Source organism: Brevundimonas faecalis (genome assembly GCF_040549405.1).
Taxonomy (GTDB): Bacteria; Pseudomonadota; Alphaproteobacteria; order Caulobacterales; family Caulobacteraceae; genus Brevundimonas; species Brevundimonas faecalis.
This window is the reverse complement of the sequence record NZ_JBEPTF010000001.1, coordinates 1,006,429-1,018,993: the sequence shown is the minus strand read 5'-3', so window position 1 is coordinate 1,018,993 and position 12,565 is coordinate 1,006,429. Positions and strand designations below refer to the sequence as shown.

The 12,565-nt window shown below is 64.4% G+C and carries 23 protein-coding genes; 1 reads left to right on the top strand and 22 read right to left on the bottom strand.

Going from position 1 to position 12,565, the window contains the following annotated elements:
- Positions 1-10: 10 nt before the first annotated feature.
- From secY to rpsJ, 22 genes are all read right to left on the bottom strand, one after another.
- A complete protein-coding gene (gene secY / locus ABIE19_RS04970) occupies positions 11-1,390 on the bottom strand; it encodes a preprotein translocase subunit SecY (protein WP_354088013.1) in 1,380 nt (459 codons plus the stop codon).
- Between the two features lie 147 nt (positions 1,391-1,537).
- Positions 1,538-2,131 carry a 50S ribosomal protein L15 gene (gene rplO, locus ABIE19_RS04965; RefSeq protein ID WP_435521131.1) on the bottom strand — a complete coding sequence of 198 codons (594 nt, stop codon included), beginning with the start codon at positions 2,129-2,131 and terminating at the stop codon, positions 1,538-1,540.
- Between the two features lie 163 nt (positions 2,132-2,294).
- On the bottom strand, positions 2,295-2,489 hold the full coding sequence (rpmD, locus tag ABIE19_RS04960; protein WP_354088012.1) for a 50S ribosomal protein L30: 195 nt from the start codon (positions 2,487-2,489) through the stop codon (positions 2,295-2,297).
- A 5-nt stretch (positions 2,490-2,494) separates the two neighbouring features.
- Entirely contained in the window at positions 2,495-3,094 is a 600-nt protein-coding gene (rpsE, locus tag ABIE19_RS04955) for a 30S ribosomal protein S5 (protein ID WP_354088011.1), read from the bottom strand.
- 13 nt (positions 3,095-3,107) lie between these two features.
- Positions 3,108-3,464 (bottom strand): 50S ribosomal protein L18, encoded by a 357-nt coding sequence (gene rplR, locus ABIE19_RS04950; protein ID WP_354088010.1) that lies wholly within the window; start codon positions 3,462-3,464, stop codon positions 3,108-3,110.
- Between the two features lie 3 nt (positions 3,465-3,467).
- Entirely contained in the window at positions 3,468-4,001 is a 534-nt protein-coding gene (rplF, locus tag ABIE19_RS04945; protein WP_354088009.1) for a 50S ribosomal protein L6, read from the bottom strand.
- Position 4,002: 1 nt separating this feature from the next.
- Positions 4,003-4,401 (bottom strand): 30S ribosomal protein S8, encoded by a 399-nt coding sequence (gene rpsH, locus ABIE19_RS04940; RefSeq protein WP_292088333.1) that lies wholly within the window; start codon positions 4,399-4,401, stop codon positions 4,003-4,005.
- Between the two features lie 15 nt (positions 4,402-4,416).
- Entirely contained in the window at positions 4,417-4,722 is a 306-nt protein-coding gene (gene rpsN, locus ABIE19_RS04935; protein WP_354088008.1) for a 30S ribosomal protein S14, read from the bottom strand.
- A 19-nt stretch (positions 4,723-4,741) separates the two neighbouring features.
- Positions 4,742-5,302 (bottom strand): 50S ribosomal protein L5, encoded by a 561-nt coding sequence (rplE, locus tag ABIE19_RS04930; RefSeq protein ID WP_354088007.1) that lies wholly within the window; start codon positions 5,300-5,302, stop codon positions 4,742-4,744.
- Positions 5,302-5,610 carry a 50S ribosomal protein L24 gene (rplX, locus tag ABIE19_RS04925; RefSeq protein ID WP_354088006.1) on the bottom strand — a complete coding sequence of 103 codons (309 nt, stop codon included), beginning with the start codon at positions 5,608-5,610 and terminating at the stop codon, positions 5,302-5,304. The genes rplE and rplX overlap by 1 nt, the downstream gene beginning before the upstream one ends.
- 1 nt (position 5,611) lies before the next feature.
- Positions 5,612-5,980 (bottom strand): 50S ribosomal protein L14, encoded by a 369-nt coding sequence (gene rplN, locus ABIE19_RS04920; protein ID WP_021698481.1) that lies wholly within the window; start codon positions 5,978-5,980, stop codon positions 5,612-5,614.
- 18 nt (positions 5,981-5,998) lie between these two features.
- A complete protein-coding gene (gene rpsQ / locus ABIE19_RS04915; protein ID WP_181543515.1) occupies positions 5,999-6,241 on the bottom strand; it encodes a 30S ribosomal protein S17 in 243 nt (80 codons plus the stop codon).
- Between the two features lie 10 nt (positions 6,242-6,251).
- The gene (gene rpmC / locus ABIE19_RS04910) at positions 6,252-6,449 is read right to left on the bottom strand and encodes a 50S ribosomal protein L29 (protein WP_354088005.1); all 198 of its coding nucleotides are present in this window, start codon (positions 6,447-6,449) and stop codon (positions 6,252-6,254) included.
- The gene (gene rplP / locus ABIE19_RS04905) at positions 6,449-6,889 is read right to left on the bottom strand and encodes a 50S ribosomal protein L16 (protein ID WP_354088004.1); all 441 of its coding nucleotides are present in this window, start codon (positions 6,887-6,889) and stop codon (positions 6,449-6,451) included. The genes rpmC and rplP overlap by 1 nt, the downstream gene beginning before the upstream one ends.
- Positions 6,890-6,895: 6 nt before the next feature.
- Entirely contained in the window at positions 6,896-7,642 is a 747-nt protein-coding gene (rpsC, locus tag ABIE19_RS04900) for a 30S ribosomal protein S3 (protein ID WP_354088003.1), read from the bottom strand.
- The gene (gene rplV, locus ABIE19_RS04895; protein WP_354088002.1) at positions 7,642-8,022 is read right to left on the bottom strand and encodes a 50S ribosomal protein L22; all 381 of its coding nucleotides are present in this window, start codon (positions 8,020-8,022) and stop codon (positions 7,642-7,644) included. The genes rpsC and rplV overlap by 1 nt, the downstream gene beginning before the upstream one ends.
- Positions 8,023-8,025: 3 nt before the next feature.
- The gene (gene rpsS / locus ABIE19_RS04890; protein ID WP_184272436.1) at positions 8,026-8,304 is read right to left on the bottom strand and encodes a 30S ribosomal protein S19; all 279 of its coding nucleotides are present in this window, start codon (positions 8,302-8,304) and stop codon (positions 8,026-8,028) included.
- A 2-nt stretch (positions 8,305-8,306) separates the two neighbouring features.
- Positions 8,307-9,143, bottom strand: coding sequence for a 50S ribosomal protein L2 (gene rplB / locus ABIE19_RS04885; protein ID WP_354088001.1), 837 nt, complete (start codon positions 9,141-9,143; stop codon positions 8,307-8,309).
- A 4-nt stretch (positions 9,144-9,147) separates the two neighbouring features.
- On the bottom strand, positions 9,148-9,453 hold the full coding sequence (locus ABIE19_RS04880) for a 50S ribosomal protein L23 (protein ID WP_354088000.1): 306 nt from the start codon (positions 9,451-9,453) through the stop codon (positions 9,148-9,150).
- Positions 9,453-10,091 (bottom strand): 50S ribosomal protein L4, encoded by a 639-nt coding sequence (gene rplD, locus ABIE19_RS04875; RefSeq protein WP_354087999.1) that lies wholly within the window; start codon positions 10,089-10,091, stop codon positions 9,453-9,455. The genes ABIE19_RS04880 and rplD overlap by 1 nt, the downstream gene beginning before the upstream one ends.
- The gene (gene rplC / locus ABIE19_RS04870) at positions 10,091-10,840 is read right to left on the bottom strand and encodes a 50S ribosomal protein L3 (RefSeq protein WP_354087998.1); all 750 of its coding nucleotides are present in this window, start codon (positions 10,838-10,840) and stop codon (positions 10,091-10,093) included. Before rplC ends, rplD begins: the two co-directional genes overlap by 1 nt.
- 23 nt (positions 10,841-10,863) lie before the next feature.
- Complete coding sequence (gene rpsJ / locus ABIE19_RS04865) at positions 10,864-11,169, bottom strand: 30S ribosomal protein S10 (protein ID WP_105563630.1); 306 nt, start codon at positions 11,167-11,169, stop codon at positions 10,864-10,866.
- A 651-nt stretch (positions 11,170-11,820) separates the two neighbouring features.
- Here rpsJ and ABIE19_RS04860 point away from each other — a divergent pair.
- Entirely contained in the window at positions 11,821-12,564 is a 744-nt protein-coding gene (locus ABIE19_RS04860; protein WP_354087997.1) for an outer membrane beta-barrel protein, read from the top strand.
- Position 12,565 lies beyond the last annotated feature (1 nt).

Here is a 12,565-nt window from a genome sequence, read left to right as displayed (position 1 = left end):
TACCCGATCATCAGCGGCGTGCGGGGGCGGCGGGACCGCCCCGGCCGCGTCCGCGCAGCTTGGCCTTCTTGATCAGTCCCTCATACTGGTGCGCCAGCAGTTGGGACTGAATCTGGGCCACAGTGTCCATCGTCACCGAGACCACGATCAAGATAGACGTTCCGCCAAAGTACAGGCTGTTGCCCAGTTGGCTGACCAGGAACTCGGGCAGCAGGCAGACGGCGGTGATGTAGGCGGCGCCGATCACGGTCAGGCGCGTCAGGACGTAGTCCAGGTACTCGGCCGTGCGCTTGCCCGGACGGATGCCCGGCAGGAAGCCGCCGTACTTGCGCAGGTTCTCGGCCGTGTCCTCGGGGTTGAAGGTGATCGAGGTGTAGAAGAAGCAGAAGAAGACGATCAGGACGGCGTACAGGATCATGAACACCGGCTGGCCGTGCGTCAGTTGGGCCGTGACCAGGGGCAGCCAGCTCAGCCACTCGGGCAGGTTGGCGTTGGCCGTGAACTGGGCCACCGTGGTCGGCAGCATCAGCAGCGACGAGGCGAAGATGGCCGGGATGACGCCAGCGGTGTTCACCTTCAGCGGCAGGAAGCTGCGCTCCCCGCCCGTCATGCGGTTGCCTTCCTGGCGCTTCGGATACTGGATCAGCAGGCGGCGCTGGGCGCGTTCCATGAAGACGATGAAGACGATCGTCACGACGGCCAGGATGGCGATGAAGAAGAGGATGAAGGCCGACATCTGACCCTGCTGGGCCAAGCCCAGCAGACGCGCCACCGTCGACGGCAGAACCGCCACGATGCCCGCAAAGATGATCAGGGAGATGCCGTTGCCGACGCCGCGCGCCGTCACCTGCTCGCCCAGCCACATCAGGAACATGGTGCCGCCGGTCAGGGTGGTGACCGTCGAGATGATGAAGAAGATCCCCGGCTGGTCGATCAGGCCGGCCTGGGCGTTCAGGCCCGCGGCGATGCCGAAGGACTGGGCCAGGGCCAGGAAGACCGTCAGGTAACGGGTGTACTGGTTCAGCTGCTTGCGGCCGCTTTCGCCGCCTTCCTTCTTCAGCTTCTCCCACGGCGGATAGACCGCGCCCATCAGTTGGACGATGATCGAGGCCGAGATGTACGGCATCACGTTCAACGCGAAGACGGCCATCCGCTCGACGGCGCCGCCCGAGAACATGTTGAACATGTCCAGGATGCCGCGCTGGCCGTCCGGGTTCTGGAAGAAGGCCAGGAAGGCCTCGGAATTGATGCCCGGAATCGGAACATAGGTGCCGATCCGGTAGACCAGCAGCGCGCCCAGCGTGAACAGCAGGCGTTTGTGCAGCTCGGTCGCTTTCGCGAACGAGCCCATGTTCATATTGGCGGCGAGTTGTTCAGCGGCCGAAGCCATTAGGCGGTCCCCACGACTATGCCCGTCGTCAGATAGGCGGAAAGCGGCCGTCTTGCGAGGGCCGCTTTCATGATTTTCGTCATCCCGATGCGGACAATCCCGGCGAGCGCCGCGTCAGCGACGCCCGCACAGGATGACGATATCGATTTAGGCCTTGGCCGCAGCGCGCTTGGCGCGGGCCGAGATCTTGTTGGCGTCGCCCAGCGGAGCCTTCGGAGCCGGAGCCTTGCCCTTGGCGGCGTTGCGCTTCTCGACGCGAGCGGCGGCCTTGGCTTCAGCGGCGATGCGCTGTTGCTCGACCGAACCGCCGGCGGCTTCGATGGCCTTGATCGCGCCGGCCGAGGCCGACCAGACGACCAGGTTCAGCTTGGCCTTCAGCTCGCCTTCGCCCAGGACGCGGACGCCGTCCTTGACGCGACGGATCACGCCGGCGGCCACCAGGGCGGCGCCGTTGATCTCAGCCTTGGCGTCCAGCTTGCCGGCGTCGATGGCTTCTTGCACACGCCACAGGTTCACTTCGGCCAGCTTCAGCGCGTTCGGGTTGTTGAAGCCGCGCTTCGGCATACGCATGTACAGGGGCATCTGGCCGCCTTCGAATCCGCCGATGGCGACGCCGGTGCGCGACTTCTGACCCTTGACGCCGCGACCGGCGGTCTTGCCCTTGCCCGAGCCCGGGCCGCGGCCGACGCGCATGCGCTTCTTGTGAGCGCCTTCGTTGTCGCGAATTTCGTTCAGCTTCATGTGCCTGATCCTTTCGGGTGCTAGCGCCAGGCCGTCAGAGGACGACGCTGACTCGGCGTTTGGAAAAACAGAAGGGCCGCTTCTAAGCGGCCCTTCGCTGCATCGCAAGATGCTTCTTTAGTGCGAAACGCCCTCCCCCGCGAACGGGAGAGGGCGAAACGACTTACTTTTCGACCACTTCGATCAGGTGAGCGACCTTGGCGATCATCCCACGGACCGAGGGGGTGTCTTCCAGCGTCGACTCGCGGCCGATGCGGTTCAGACCCAGGCCCGACAGAGTGGCGCGCTGATCGGCCGTGCGGCGGATCGGGCTGCCCGTCTGGCGGAGCGTGACGGTGGCTTTGTCTTTCTTGGCCATGTCTATCAGCCCTCGACAGCTTCAGGCGCCGAAGCGCCGTCGTTGCGGCGGCCCATCAGGTCGGCGACCTTCTTGCCACGCTTCGAAGCAACCTGACGCGGCGACGATTGAACCTTCAGAGCTTCGAAGGTCGCGCGGATCATGTTGTAGGGGTTCGACGAGCCGGTCGACTTGCCCACGACGTCCTGGACGCCGAGGGTTTCGAGGACCGCACGCATCGGACCGCCGGCGATGACGCCGGTGCCGGGAGGGGCAGCGCGCATCATGATCTTGCCGGCGCCCCAACGGCCGTTGCCGTCGTGGTGCAGGGTGCGGTTCTCGCGCAGCGGAACCTTGATCATCGTCTTCTTGGCTTCTTCGGTCGCCTTACGGATGGCTTCCGGCACTTCGCGCGCCTTGCCGTGACCGAAGCCGACGCGGCCCTTGCCGTCGCCGACGACCATCAGGGCCGCGAACGAGAAACGACGACCGCCCTTAACCGTGGCGGCGACGCGGTTGATGTGCACCAGCTTCTCGATGATGTCGCTTTCCGGAGCCTCGGCCGCCGGAGCGTTGCGGTCGCGACGGTTGCGATCGCCGCCGCCGCGTTGGGGTTCACGAGCCATGCTTCTCGATCCCTTAGAAGTTCAGGCCGGCTTCGCGCGCGGCCTCCGCCAGCGCCTTGACGCGGCCGTGATAGATGTAGCCGCCACGGTCGAAGACGACGTCCTTGACGCCCTTCTCGATGGCGCGCTCGGCGATGAGCTTGCCGATCTTGGCGGCAGCGGCGACATCCGAACCCTTGGAGCCCTTGCCGCCTTCCAGCGACGAGGCGGCGGCCACCGTGACGCCCTGGGCGTCGTCGATGATCTGGGCCGAGATGTTCTTGTCCGAACGGTAGACCGACAGACGCAGGCGGCCGTTGGCGACAGCCTTGAGGCGACGACGGTTGCGCTCGGCGCGACGCTTGGCTTGTTGTTGCAGAGAAAGTGCCATGACTTACTTCTTCTTGCCTTCCTTGCGCCGGACGGTTTCGCCCTGATAGCGCACGCCCTTGCCCTTGTAGGGTTCCGGCGGACGCAGCTTGCGGATGACGGCGGCGATTTCGCCCACGGCCTGCTTGTCGTTGCCCGAGATCTTGATCTCGGTCTGCTTCGGCACGGCGAAGGTGATGCCGGCCGGCGGCGCGATGTCGACTTCATGCGAGAAGCCGAGTTGCAGCGACAGGGCCTGACCCTTCAGGGCGGCGCGGTAACCCACGCCGACCAGTTCCAAGGTCTTGTCGAAGCCGTCGGTCACGCCGGTCACCATGTTGGAGACCAGGGTGCGCGACAGACCCCACATCGCGCGGGCGCGAGCGGTGTCCAGGCGCGGGGTCAGCGACAGTTCGTCGCCTTCCTGCTTGACTTCGATTTCTTCGGCGACGGTCCAGGAGCGTTCGCCCTTCGGACCCTTCACGGTGACGTCCTGGCCGTTGAGCGTGACAGTCACGCCCTTCGGCACAGCGATGGTTTTCTTGCCGATACGAGACATATCAGTAGACCCTGCAGAGGACTTCGCCGCCGACGTTGGCGTCGCGAGCGGCGGCGTCGGACATGACGCCCTTCGAAGTCGAAAGGATCGAGATGCCGAGGCCGTTCTTGACCGGCTTCAGATCGCCGATGGCCGAATAGACGCGACGGCCGGGCTTCGACACGCGGGCGATCTCGGCGATCACCGGCTGGCCGTCGAAGTACTTCAGCTCGATCTCGAACTGCGGGAATTCACCGGGGTTCTGAACCAGCGAATAGCCGCGGATGTAGCCTTCGTCCTGCAGCACGTCGAGGACGCGCTGACGCAGACGCGAGGCGGGGGTCAGCACCTTGGAACGCTTGCGGGTCGCCGCGTTCTTGATGCGAGCGATCATGTCGCTCAGGGGATCGTTGATCATCATGTCTGTTCGCTCCCCTTACCAGCTCGACTTCGTCAGGCCGGGGACCTGGCCCAGATTGCCGAGTTCGCGCAGGGCGATACGGCTCATCTTGAGCTTGCGGTAGTAAGCCCGCGGGCGGCCCGTGACTTCGCAACGGTTGCGAATGCGGGTCGGCGCGGAGTTACGCGGCAGAGCCGCCAGCTTCAGGCGCGCGTCGAAGCGCTCCTCCAGCGGCAGGCTCTCATCGTTGGCGATAGCCTTCAGGGCTTCCCGCTTCGCGGCATACTTCGCAACCAGGGCCTTGACGGCTTCGTTGCGGTTTACGGCGCTTTTCTTAGCCATTGTTCTCTTCCCTTCCCGCTCAGTTCTTGATGAACGGGAACTTGAACTCGGTGAGGAGAGCCTTGGCTTCCTCATCGGTCTTGGCCGTGGTGCAGACGACGATGTCCATGCCCCACATCTGATCGATCTGGTCGTAGTTGATCTCGGGGAACACGATGTGTTCCTTCAGACCCGTGGCGTAGTTGCCGCGACCGTCGAACGAAGTGCCCTTCAGGCCCCGGAAGTCCTTCACGCGCGGCAGAGCGATCGTGATGAAGCGGTCCAGGAACTCGTACATCTGGGCGCCGCGCAGAGTGACCTTGGCGCCGATGGTCATGCCTTCGCGCAGCTTGAAGCCGGCGATGGAGTTACGAGCCTTGGTCGGAACGGCCTTCTGACCGGCGATGGCGGTCATGTCCTTGAGGGCCGCATTGACCTTCTTGGAGTCCGCAACGGCTTCGCCGACGCCCATGTTCAGGACGATCTTGTCCAGCTTGGGGATCTGCATCTCGTTCGTGTAGCCGAACTGTTCCTTGAGAGCGCCGCGGATGCGGGTCTCATAGTCCGTCTTCAGACGAGGCGTGTACTTGGTGTCGGCCATCAGATGACGTCTCCCGTCGTCTTGGCGAAGCGAACCTTCTTGCCGTCTTCGACCTTGAAGCCGACGCGGCTCGCCTTGCCGTTGGCGTCGGCGATCGCGACGTTCGACAGGTGAAGCGAGGCTTCCTTGTTCTTGATGCCGCCTTGCGGGTCAGCCTGGGTCGGGCGCGTGTGGCGCTGAACCATGTTGACGCCTTGCACGACGACGCGGTTTTCGGTCGGCAGGACCTTCAGCACCTGGCCGGTGCGTCCCTTGTCCTTGCCGGTCAGGACGACGACCTTGTCGCCCTTCTTGATCTTGGCGGCCATGTTACAGGACCTCCGGAGCCAGCGAGATGATCTTCATGTGGTTCTTGGCGCGCAGTTCGCGCGGAACCGGGCCGAAGATACGCGTGCCGACGGGCTCGTTCTGCTTGTTGACGATGACGGCGGCCGACTTGTCGAAACGAATGACAGAGCCGTCCTTGCGCTGGATGTCCTTGGCGGTGCGCACGACGATGGCGCGAACGACGTCGCCCTTCTTCACGCGGCCGCGCGGGATAGCTTCCTTCACCGAGGCGACGATCGTGTCGCCCACCGAGGCGTAGCGGCGCTTGGAGCCGCCGAGCACCTTGATGCACATGACCCGGCGAGCGCCCGAGTTATCGGCCACCTCCAGGTTAGTTTGCATCTGGATCATGGGATCCGATCCTTTTCTTTAGGAAGCCGAACCGTTGGAAAGAACTTCCCAACGCTTCAGCTTGGACTTGGGGGCGCACTCGACGATGCGCGCGACGTCGCCGACTTTGAGGCCGTTGGCCTCATCGTGGGCGTGGTACTTCTTGGACAGACGAACCGTCTTTTTCAGGACCGGGTGCAGCAGGGTGCGCTCGACCTTCACAACGACGGTCTTGTCGCCCTTGTCGGACACGACCACGCCTTCGAGAATACGTTTGGGCATAGGTGTTTCCTTAACCCGCCGCGCGGTTCGCACGCAGAAGCGTGGAAATACGGGCGATGTCCTTGCGCACTTCCGAGACCCGATGGGTCTTTTCCATCTGGCCGGTGGCGGCCTGGAAGCGCAGGTTGAACTGTTCCTTCTTGAGCTTCAGCAGCTCTTCGGACAGTTGGTCCGGGGTTTGGGCCCGCAGATCAGCGATCTTGGTCATCAGGCGGCTTCCTCAAGGTGAGCGACGCCGGCGTCGAGGCGGGTGACCACCTTGGTCCGGATCGGCAGCTTGGCGGCGCCCAGGCGCAGGGCTTCGCGAGCCACGTCGTCCGGCACGCCGTCGATTTCGAACATGATGCGGCCCGGAGCCACGCGAGCGGCCCAGTAGTCCACCGCACCCTTGCCCTTACCCATCCGGACTTCGGCCGGCTTGCCCGTGACGGGCAGGTCGGGGAAGACGCGGATCCAGACGCGGCCCTGACGCTTCATCTGGCGAGTGATCGCGCGGCGAGCCGCTTCGATCTGACGCGCGGTGATGCGTTCCGGCTCCATGGCCTTCAGGCCGTAGGAACCGAAGTTCAGGGCGAAACCGCCCTTGGCGGAACCGTGGATGCGGCCCTTGAAGGCCTTGCGGTACTTGGTCTTTTTCGGTTGCAACATGGCCTATCAGCCCTCACGACCACGGCGCGGACCGCGATCACCGCGGGGGCCGCGCTCACGGCCTTCGTTGGACGACGGACCCGAAGCTTCCTGGGCCCAGCGCTTGTCCTGGGCCATCGGGTCGTGCTCGAGCACTTCACCCTTAAACACCCAGACCTTCACGCCGATGATGCCGTAGGTCGTCTTGGCTTCGTAGAAGCCGTAGTCGATGTCGGCGCGCAGGGTGTGCAGCGGCACGCGACCTTCGCGGTACCACTCCATACGAGCGATTTCGGCGCCGCCCAGACGGCCCGAGACGTTGATGCGGACGCCCTTGGCGCCGAGGCGCATGGCCGACTGCATCGAACGCTTCATGGCGCGACGGAAGGCGATCCGGCGCTCCAGCTGCTGAGCGATGTTTTCAGCGATCAGCTGCGCGTCGGTTTCCGGCTTGCGGACTTCGACGATGTTCAGGTGAACTTCGCCTTCGGTGCGAGCCGAGATGTCCTTGCGGAGCTTCTCGATGTCGGCGCCCTTCTTACCGATCACGACGCCCGGACGGGCGGCGTAGATGGTGACGCGGCACTTCTTGTGCGGGCGCTCGATGATGACGCGCGACACGCCGGCGGCGGCCAGGCGTTCCTTGAGCCACGTGCGCAGCTTCAGGTCCTGGTGCAGCAGGCGGGCGTAGTCGGCGCCGCCGGCGAACCAGCGGCTGTCCCACGTGCGGTTGACGCCGAGCCGCAGCCCGACCGGATTGACTTTCTGACCCATCAGGCGGCCTCGCCGGCTTCACGGACCACGATGGTGATCTCGCTGAACGGTTTCAGGATACGCGACGAGCGACCGCGAGCACGGCTCGCGAAGCGCTTCATCACCAGGTTCTTGCCCACGAAGGCCTCGGCGACGAACAGGTTGTCGATGTCGAGGTTGTGGTTGTTCTCGGCGTTGGAGATCGCCGAGTACAGGACCTTGCGGACGTCGCCGGCGATGCGCTTGTGGCTGAATTCCAGCTCGTTCAGCGCCTTCTGGACCGGCAGACCGCGGATCGAGGCGGCGACCAGGTTCAGCTTTTGCGGGCTGATGCGAACATTGACCAGCTTGGCGCGGGCTTCGGTAGCCCCGACGCGACGGGCGTTTTTGGTCTGGGCCATGGATTACTTCCTCTTGGCCTTCTTGTCCGCCGCGTGACCCGGGAAGTTCCGGGTCGGGGCGAACTCGCCGAACTTCATGCCGACCATGTCTTCGTTGACCATCACCGGCACATGCTTCTGGCCGTTGTGGACACCGAAGGTCAGGCCGACGAACTGCGGCAGGATGGTGGAGCGACGCGACCAGGTCTTGATCACATCCTTGCGGCCCGACGTTTGAACGGCGTCGGCCTTCTTGAGCAGATACCCGTCGACAAACGGGCCTTTCCAGGAGGAGCGGGCCATTCTTAGCGAGCCTTCTTCACGTGACGGCTACGGATGATGAACTTGTCCGTGGCCTTGTTCTTGCGGGTGCGGGTGCCCTTGGTGTCCTTACCCCACGGCGTAACCGGGGTACGACCGCCCGAGGTACGGCCTTCACCACCACCATGCGGGTGGTCGATCGGGTTCATGGCGACGCCGCGAACGTGCGGACGCCAGCCCATGTGACGCTTGCGACCGGCCTTGCCCAGGTTCTGGTTCATGTGGTCGGGGTTGGACACGGCGCCGACGGTGGCGATGCACGAGTCCATGACCATGCGCAGCTCGCCCGAGCCGAGGCGGATCTGGGCGTAGCCCTGATCGCGACCGACCAGTTGAGCATAGGCGCCGGCCGAACGGGCCAACTGAGCGCCCTTGCCCGGCTTCATCTCCACGTTGTGGATGATGGTGCCGACCGGCATCGAACGCAGGGGCATGGCGTTGCCCGGCTTCACGTCGACCTTCTCACCGGCGACGATGACGTCCCCGGCCTTCAGGCGTTGCGGCGCGATGATGTAGGTCTTCTCGCCGTCCGGATAGGACACCAGGGCGATGAAGGCGGTGCGGTTCGGGTCGTATTCCAGACGCTCGACCGTACCCACCACGTCCCATTTGCGACGCTTGAAGTCGATCTTGCGATACAGGGTCTTGGCGCCGCCGCCGCGGAAGCGAACAGCGATGCGACCGCCCTGCCCGCGACCGCCCGACTTGGTCAGGCCTTCGACGAGCGACTTCTCGGGACGGCCCTTGTGGAGCTCGGACCGGTCGACCAGAACCAGGGCGCGGCGGCCCGGCGACGTCGGATTGTAGGTTTTCAAGGCCATCGTCTTAGAGCCCCGTCGTGACGTCGATCGACTGGCCGTCAGCCAGCGTCACGATCGCTTTCTTGATGTCCACGCGACGACCCTGGATGCCACGGAAGCGCTTGGTCTTACCCTTTTGAACCAGGGTGTTGACCTTGAGGACGTTGACTTTGAACAGGCTTTCGACCGCAGCGGCGATCTCGTCCTTGGTCGCCGTGCCGGCGACGCGGAAGACGACCTTGTTCTGCTCCGACAGGATCGTGGCTTTTTCCGTGATGATCGGAGCCAGGATCGTGTCGTAGTGCTTGGCGGTGGGTTGAGCGGCGGCCATTACGCGGCTTCCTTCTCAGCGAAGCGCGCCTCGATCGCCTCGACGGCGGCCTTGGTCAGCACCAGTTTGTCGGCCCGCAGGATGTCATAGACGTTCAGGCCGGCGTTCGGCAGGACGTCGATGTGCGGGATGTTGCGGGCGGCCAGGCCGAAGTTGGCGTCGACTTCCGGACCCGCGATGATCAGGGCCTTGGTCCAGCCGAGCTTGCCGAAGGTCTCGCGCAGCGAGGCCGTCTTGGCTTCCTTGACCGAAACGCTGTCGACCACGACCAGATCGCCGGCCTTGACCTTCGAGCTGAGAGCGTGACGCAGAGCCAGGGCGCGGATCTTCTTCGGCAGCGAGAAGCCGTGGTCGCGAACGACCGGACCGAAGGCGCGCGAGCCGCCGACGAACTGCGGCGCACGGCGCGAACCGTGACGAGCAGAGCCGGTGCCCTTTTGCTTGTACATCTTCTTGCCCGTACGAGAATTCTCGTTGCGGGTCTGGACCTTGTGCGTACCGGCGCGGCGCTTGGCCAGTTGCCAGTTGACGGTGCGGGCCAGCAGGTCGCCGCGGATGTCGGCGATGCCGAAGACGGCGTCCGACAGCTCAACGTCGCCAGCAGCCTTGCCGTCGAGTTTGATGACCGAGAGTTTCATTACGCTTCACCGCCTTCGGTCGCTTCGACGGCCGGGGCTTCTTCAGCCGGGGTCGAGGCGGGTTGAGCAGCCTTCGTCGACTTGACGGCGCCCGGGAAGGGAGCGTCGGCCGGACGAGTCTTCTTGATGGCGTCGCGAACCTTGACGTAGCTGCCGTCGTGACCCGGGACAGCGCCCTTGATCAGGATCAGGCCGCGCTCGGCGTCCACGCGGACGACGGTCAGGTTCTGCTGGGTGACGACTTCCTGGCCGTAGTGGCCGGCCATCTTCTTGCCCTTGAACGTCTTGCCCGGGTCCTGACGGTTACCCGTCGAGCCGTGCGAGCGGTGCGAGATCGACACGCCGTGCGTGGCGCGCAGACCGCCGAAGTTCCAGCGCTTCATGGCGCCGGCGAAACCCTTACCGATGGTTTCGCCCTGGATGTCGACCTTCTGGCCGGCCAGGAAGTGGTCGGCCGACAGCTCGGCGCCCACATCCAGCAGACCTTCCGCATCGACGCGGAACTCGGTCACATAGGCCTTAGGTTCAACCTCGGCCTTCGCGAAGACTTCGCGTTGAGCCTTGGCCGTGTTCTTGGCCTTCTTAACGCCAGCGCCCAACTGCAGGGCGACGTAGCCGTCCCGCTCCTGGGTTCGTTGGCCGACGACTTGGCAGCCGTCGAGCTGAAGGACAGTGACCGGAACGTGTGCGCCGTCATCGGCGAACACGCGGGTCATCCCCAGCTTCTTGGCGATCACGCCCGTGCGCATGTCGGATCCCGCCTCTTTCTTTCTTAAATCTTGATCTCGACGTCCACGCCGGCGGACAGGTCGAGCTTCATGAGCGCGTCCACGGTCTGCGGGGTGGGGTCGATGATGTCGAGCACGCGCTTGTGCGTGCGGATTTCAAACTGCTCACGCGACTTCTTGTCGACGTGCGGCGAGCGGTTCACGGTGAACTTTTCGATCAGGGTCGGCAGCGGGATCGGACCACGAACGGTCGCCCCGGTGCGCTTGGCGGTATTGACGATCTCGCGCGTCGAAAAGTCGAGGACGCGATGGTCGAAGGCCTTGAGCCTGATGCGGATGCTTTGATCCATATCGGTTGTTATTCCCAAGCGGTCGGAACCGCGTCCCTGTGAACCATTTCAAAGACCAGAGCCTCGGGGCGACGCCCCCAGGAAACGCAAATCCGCAAAAACGATTGGCCCCCGCAGTCCCCCGCGAAGGCCGTAAGTTCCCAAGAAGCTGCAAAGAACAGTAACTTAGGTCGTTCCTGCGAACCGCGTCTGCGCCCGAGAGCGCACAGCCGGTCCAACAAGAGGGGCGCTTATGCCTGCCGATTCCGTTTCCGTCAAGCGCAGAAAGCCCGCCGCATAAGGGTTTCGGACTCATCGCCCCGCCGACGCCCGCCGTGGTTCGGCGACACCATATATATGGCGATCCGGAATGGCGCGTGGGACGAACGGCCGCCGGACCTCTTCGTCGACGGCGGTCCTCGCCGCCGGAATCAGCCCGCGCCTCTTAACGCCTGAGGCGCGATCAAGGCCATATGACAGCCCTGTTAGGGGCCGGCCCCATTCCCGCCCCGCTTGACGACGCAATCGTGCCTCAATGCGTCACCCGTCGGCAACATCGCCCCCAAACCGCCTGAAGATGACAAGTTCGTTACGGCAAATCCGGCGACGGCGCATTATCTCGGTCGGGTCACCGGGACGCGAGTCTCGGTAAACGAAAAAAGGACAACGATAATGAAAACCGTCTTTCTCGCTTCGGTCGCCGCCGCGACCCTGATCGCCGCCCCCGCCTTCGCTCAAGACGCTGTCGGCTCGGCCGGCATCGGCTACGTCCACAACGACGCTGACGGCTTCAAGTCGGACGGCGCTGTGCTGGACGGCGTCGGCGCCTTCAAGGTTTCGCCGGAATGGACCGTCACGCTGAACGGCGCTGTCAACTACTCGGACAGCGACATCGGTGACGACACGACCGCCGCCGCGGCCGTCCACGCCACCCGCACCTTCGGTTCCGACCTGCGCGCCGGCGGCTTCGTCGGCGTCACGGACCTGGGCGGCGAGAACTACTTCTCGGTCGGCGGCGAAGTGCAGAAGTACCTGGCTTCGGCGACCCTGACGGGCGTCGTGGCCTACACGGACCTGGACGGCGCCGACGTCTGGACCTTCGGCGGCGACGCTGCCTACTACGTCAACCCGTCGCTGCGCCTGAACGCCGGCGTGTCGTACAACAACGTGTCGGTCAACTCGAACGACGCTGACGCCTGGAACTACGGCGCCGGCGCCGAGTACCAGTTCGCCAACAGCCCGTTCAGCGTCTACGGCTCGTACCAGCGCACGTCGATCAGCGACACAGACCTGGATGTCGACACCTTCATGATCGGCGCCCGCTACAACTTCGGCGGCACCCTGCAGTCGCTGGACCGCGCCGGCGCCAACCTCGGCCGCACCCTGGCCGGCGTCCCGGCGATCCGCGGCTTCTAAT

Excerpts from the sequence above, each read along its gene's own strand:
- ABIE19_RS04880 (WP_354088000.1), bottom strand. The coding sequence starts at position 9,453 with ATGGCCGCCGCTCAACCCACCGCCAAGCACTACGACACGATCCTGGCT.
- rplF (WP_354088009.1), bottom strand. The coding sequence starts at position 4,001 with ATGTCTCGTATCGGCAAGAAAACCATCGCTGTGCCGAAGGGCGTGACT.
- ABIE19_RS04860 (WP_354087997.1), top strand. The coding sequence starts at position 11,821 with ATGAAAACCGTCTTTCTCGCTTCGGTCGCCGCCGCGACCCTGATCGCC.
- rpmD (WP_354088012.1), bottom strand. The coding sequence starts at position 2,489 with ATGGCCAAGAAAGACAAAGCCACCGTCACGCTCCGCCAGACGGGCAGC.
- rpsQ (WP_181543515.1), bottom strand. The coding sequence starts at position 6,241 with ATGCCCAAACGTATTCTCGAAGGCGTGGTCGTGTCCGACAAGGGCGAC.
- rplV (WP_354088002.1), bottom strand. The coding sequence starts at position 8,022 with ATGGCCCAGACCAAAAACGCCCGTCGCGTCGGGGCTACCGAAGCCCGC.
- rplO (WP_435521131.1), bottom strand. The coding sequence starts at position 2,131 with ATGAAGCTGAACGAAATTCGCGACAACGAAGGCGCTCACAAGAAGCGC.
- rplC (WP_354087998.1), bottom strand. The coding sequence starts at position 10,840 with ATGCGCACGGGCGTGATCGCCAAGAAGCTGGGGATGACCCGCGTGTTC.
- rpsS (WP_184272436.1), bottom strand. The coding sequence starts at position 8,304 with ATGGCCCGCTCCTCCTGGAAAGGCCCGTTTGTCGACGGGTATCTGCTC.
- rplP (WP_354088004.1), bottom strand. The coding sequence starts at position 6,889 with ATGTTGCAACCGAAAAAGACCAAGTACCGCAAGGCCTTCAAGGGCCGC.
- rplX (WP_354088006.1), bottom strand. The coding sequence starts at position 5,610 with ATGGCCGCCAAGATCAAGAAGGGCGACAAGGTCGTCGTCCTGACCGGC.
- rplD (WP_354087999.1), bottom strand. The coding sequence starts at position 10,091 with ATGAAACTCTCGGTCATCAAACTCGACGGCAAGGCTGCTGGCGACGTT.
- rpsC (WP_354088003.1), bottom strand. The coding sequence starts at position 7,642 with ATGGGTCAGAAAGTCAATCCGGTCGGGCTGCGGCTCGGCGTCAACCGC.
- rpsN (WP_354088008.1), bottom strand. The coding sequence starts at position 4,722 with ATGGCTAAGAAAAGCGCCGTAAACCGCAACGAAGCCGTCAAGGCCCTG.
- rplB (WP_354088001.1), bottom strand. The coding sequence starts at position 9,143 with ATGGCCTTGAAAACCTACAATCCGACGTCGCCGGGCCGCCGCGCCCTG.
- rpmC (WP_354088005.1), bottom strand. The coding sequence starts at position 6,449 with ATGACCAAGATCGCTGATCTGCGGGCCCAAACCCCGGACCAACTGTCC.
- rpsH (WP_292088333.1), bottom strand. The coding sequence starts at position 4,401 with ATGATGATCAACGATCCCCTGAGCGACATGATCGCTCGCATCAAGAAC.
- rplN (WP_021698481.1), bottom strand. The coding sequence starts at position 5,980 with ATGATCCAGATGCAAACTAACCTGGAGGTGGCCGATAACTCGGGCGCT.
- rplE (WP_354088007.1), bottom strand. The coding sequence starts at position 5,302 with ATGGCCGACACCAAGTACACGCCTCGTCTGAAGACGGACTATGAGACC.
- rplR (WP_354088010.1), bottom strand. The coding sequence starts at position 3,464 with ATGGCACTTTCTCTGCAACAACAAGCCAAGCGTCGCGCCGAGCGCAAC.
- rpsE (WP_354088011.1), bottom strand. The coding sequence starts at position 3,094 with ATGGCTCGTGAACCCCAACGCGGCGGCGGCGATCGCAACCGTCGCGAC.
- rpsJ (WP_105563630.1), bottom strand. The coding sequence starts at position 11,169 with ATGGATCAAAGCATCCGCATCAGGCTCAAGGCCTTCGACCATCGCGTC.
- secY (WP_354088013.1), bottom strand. The coding sequence starts at position 1,390 with ATGGCTTCGGCCGCTGAACAACTCGCCGCCAATATGAACATGGGCTCG.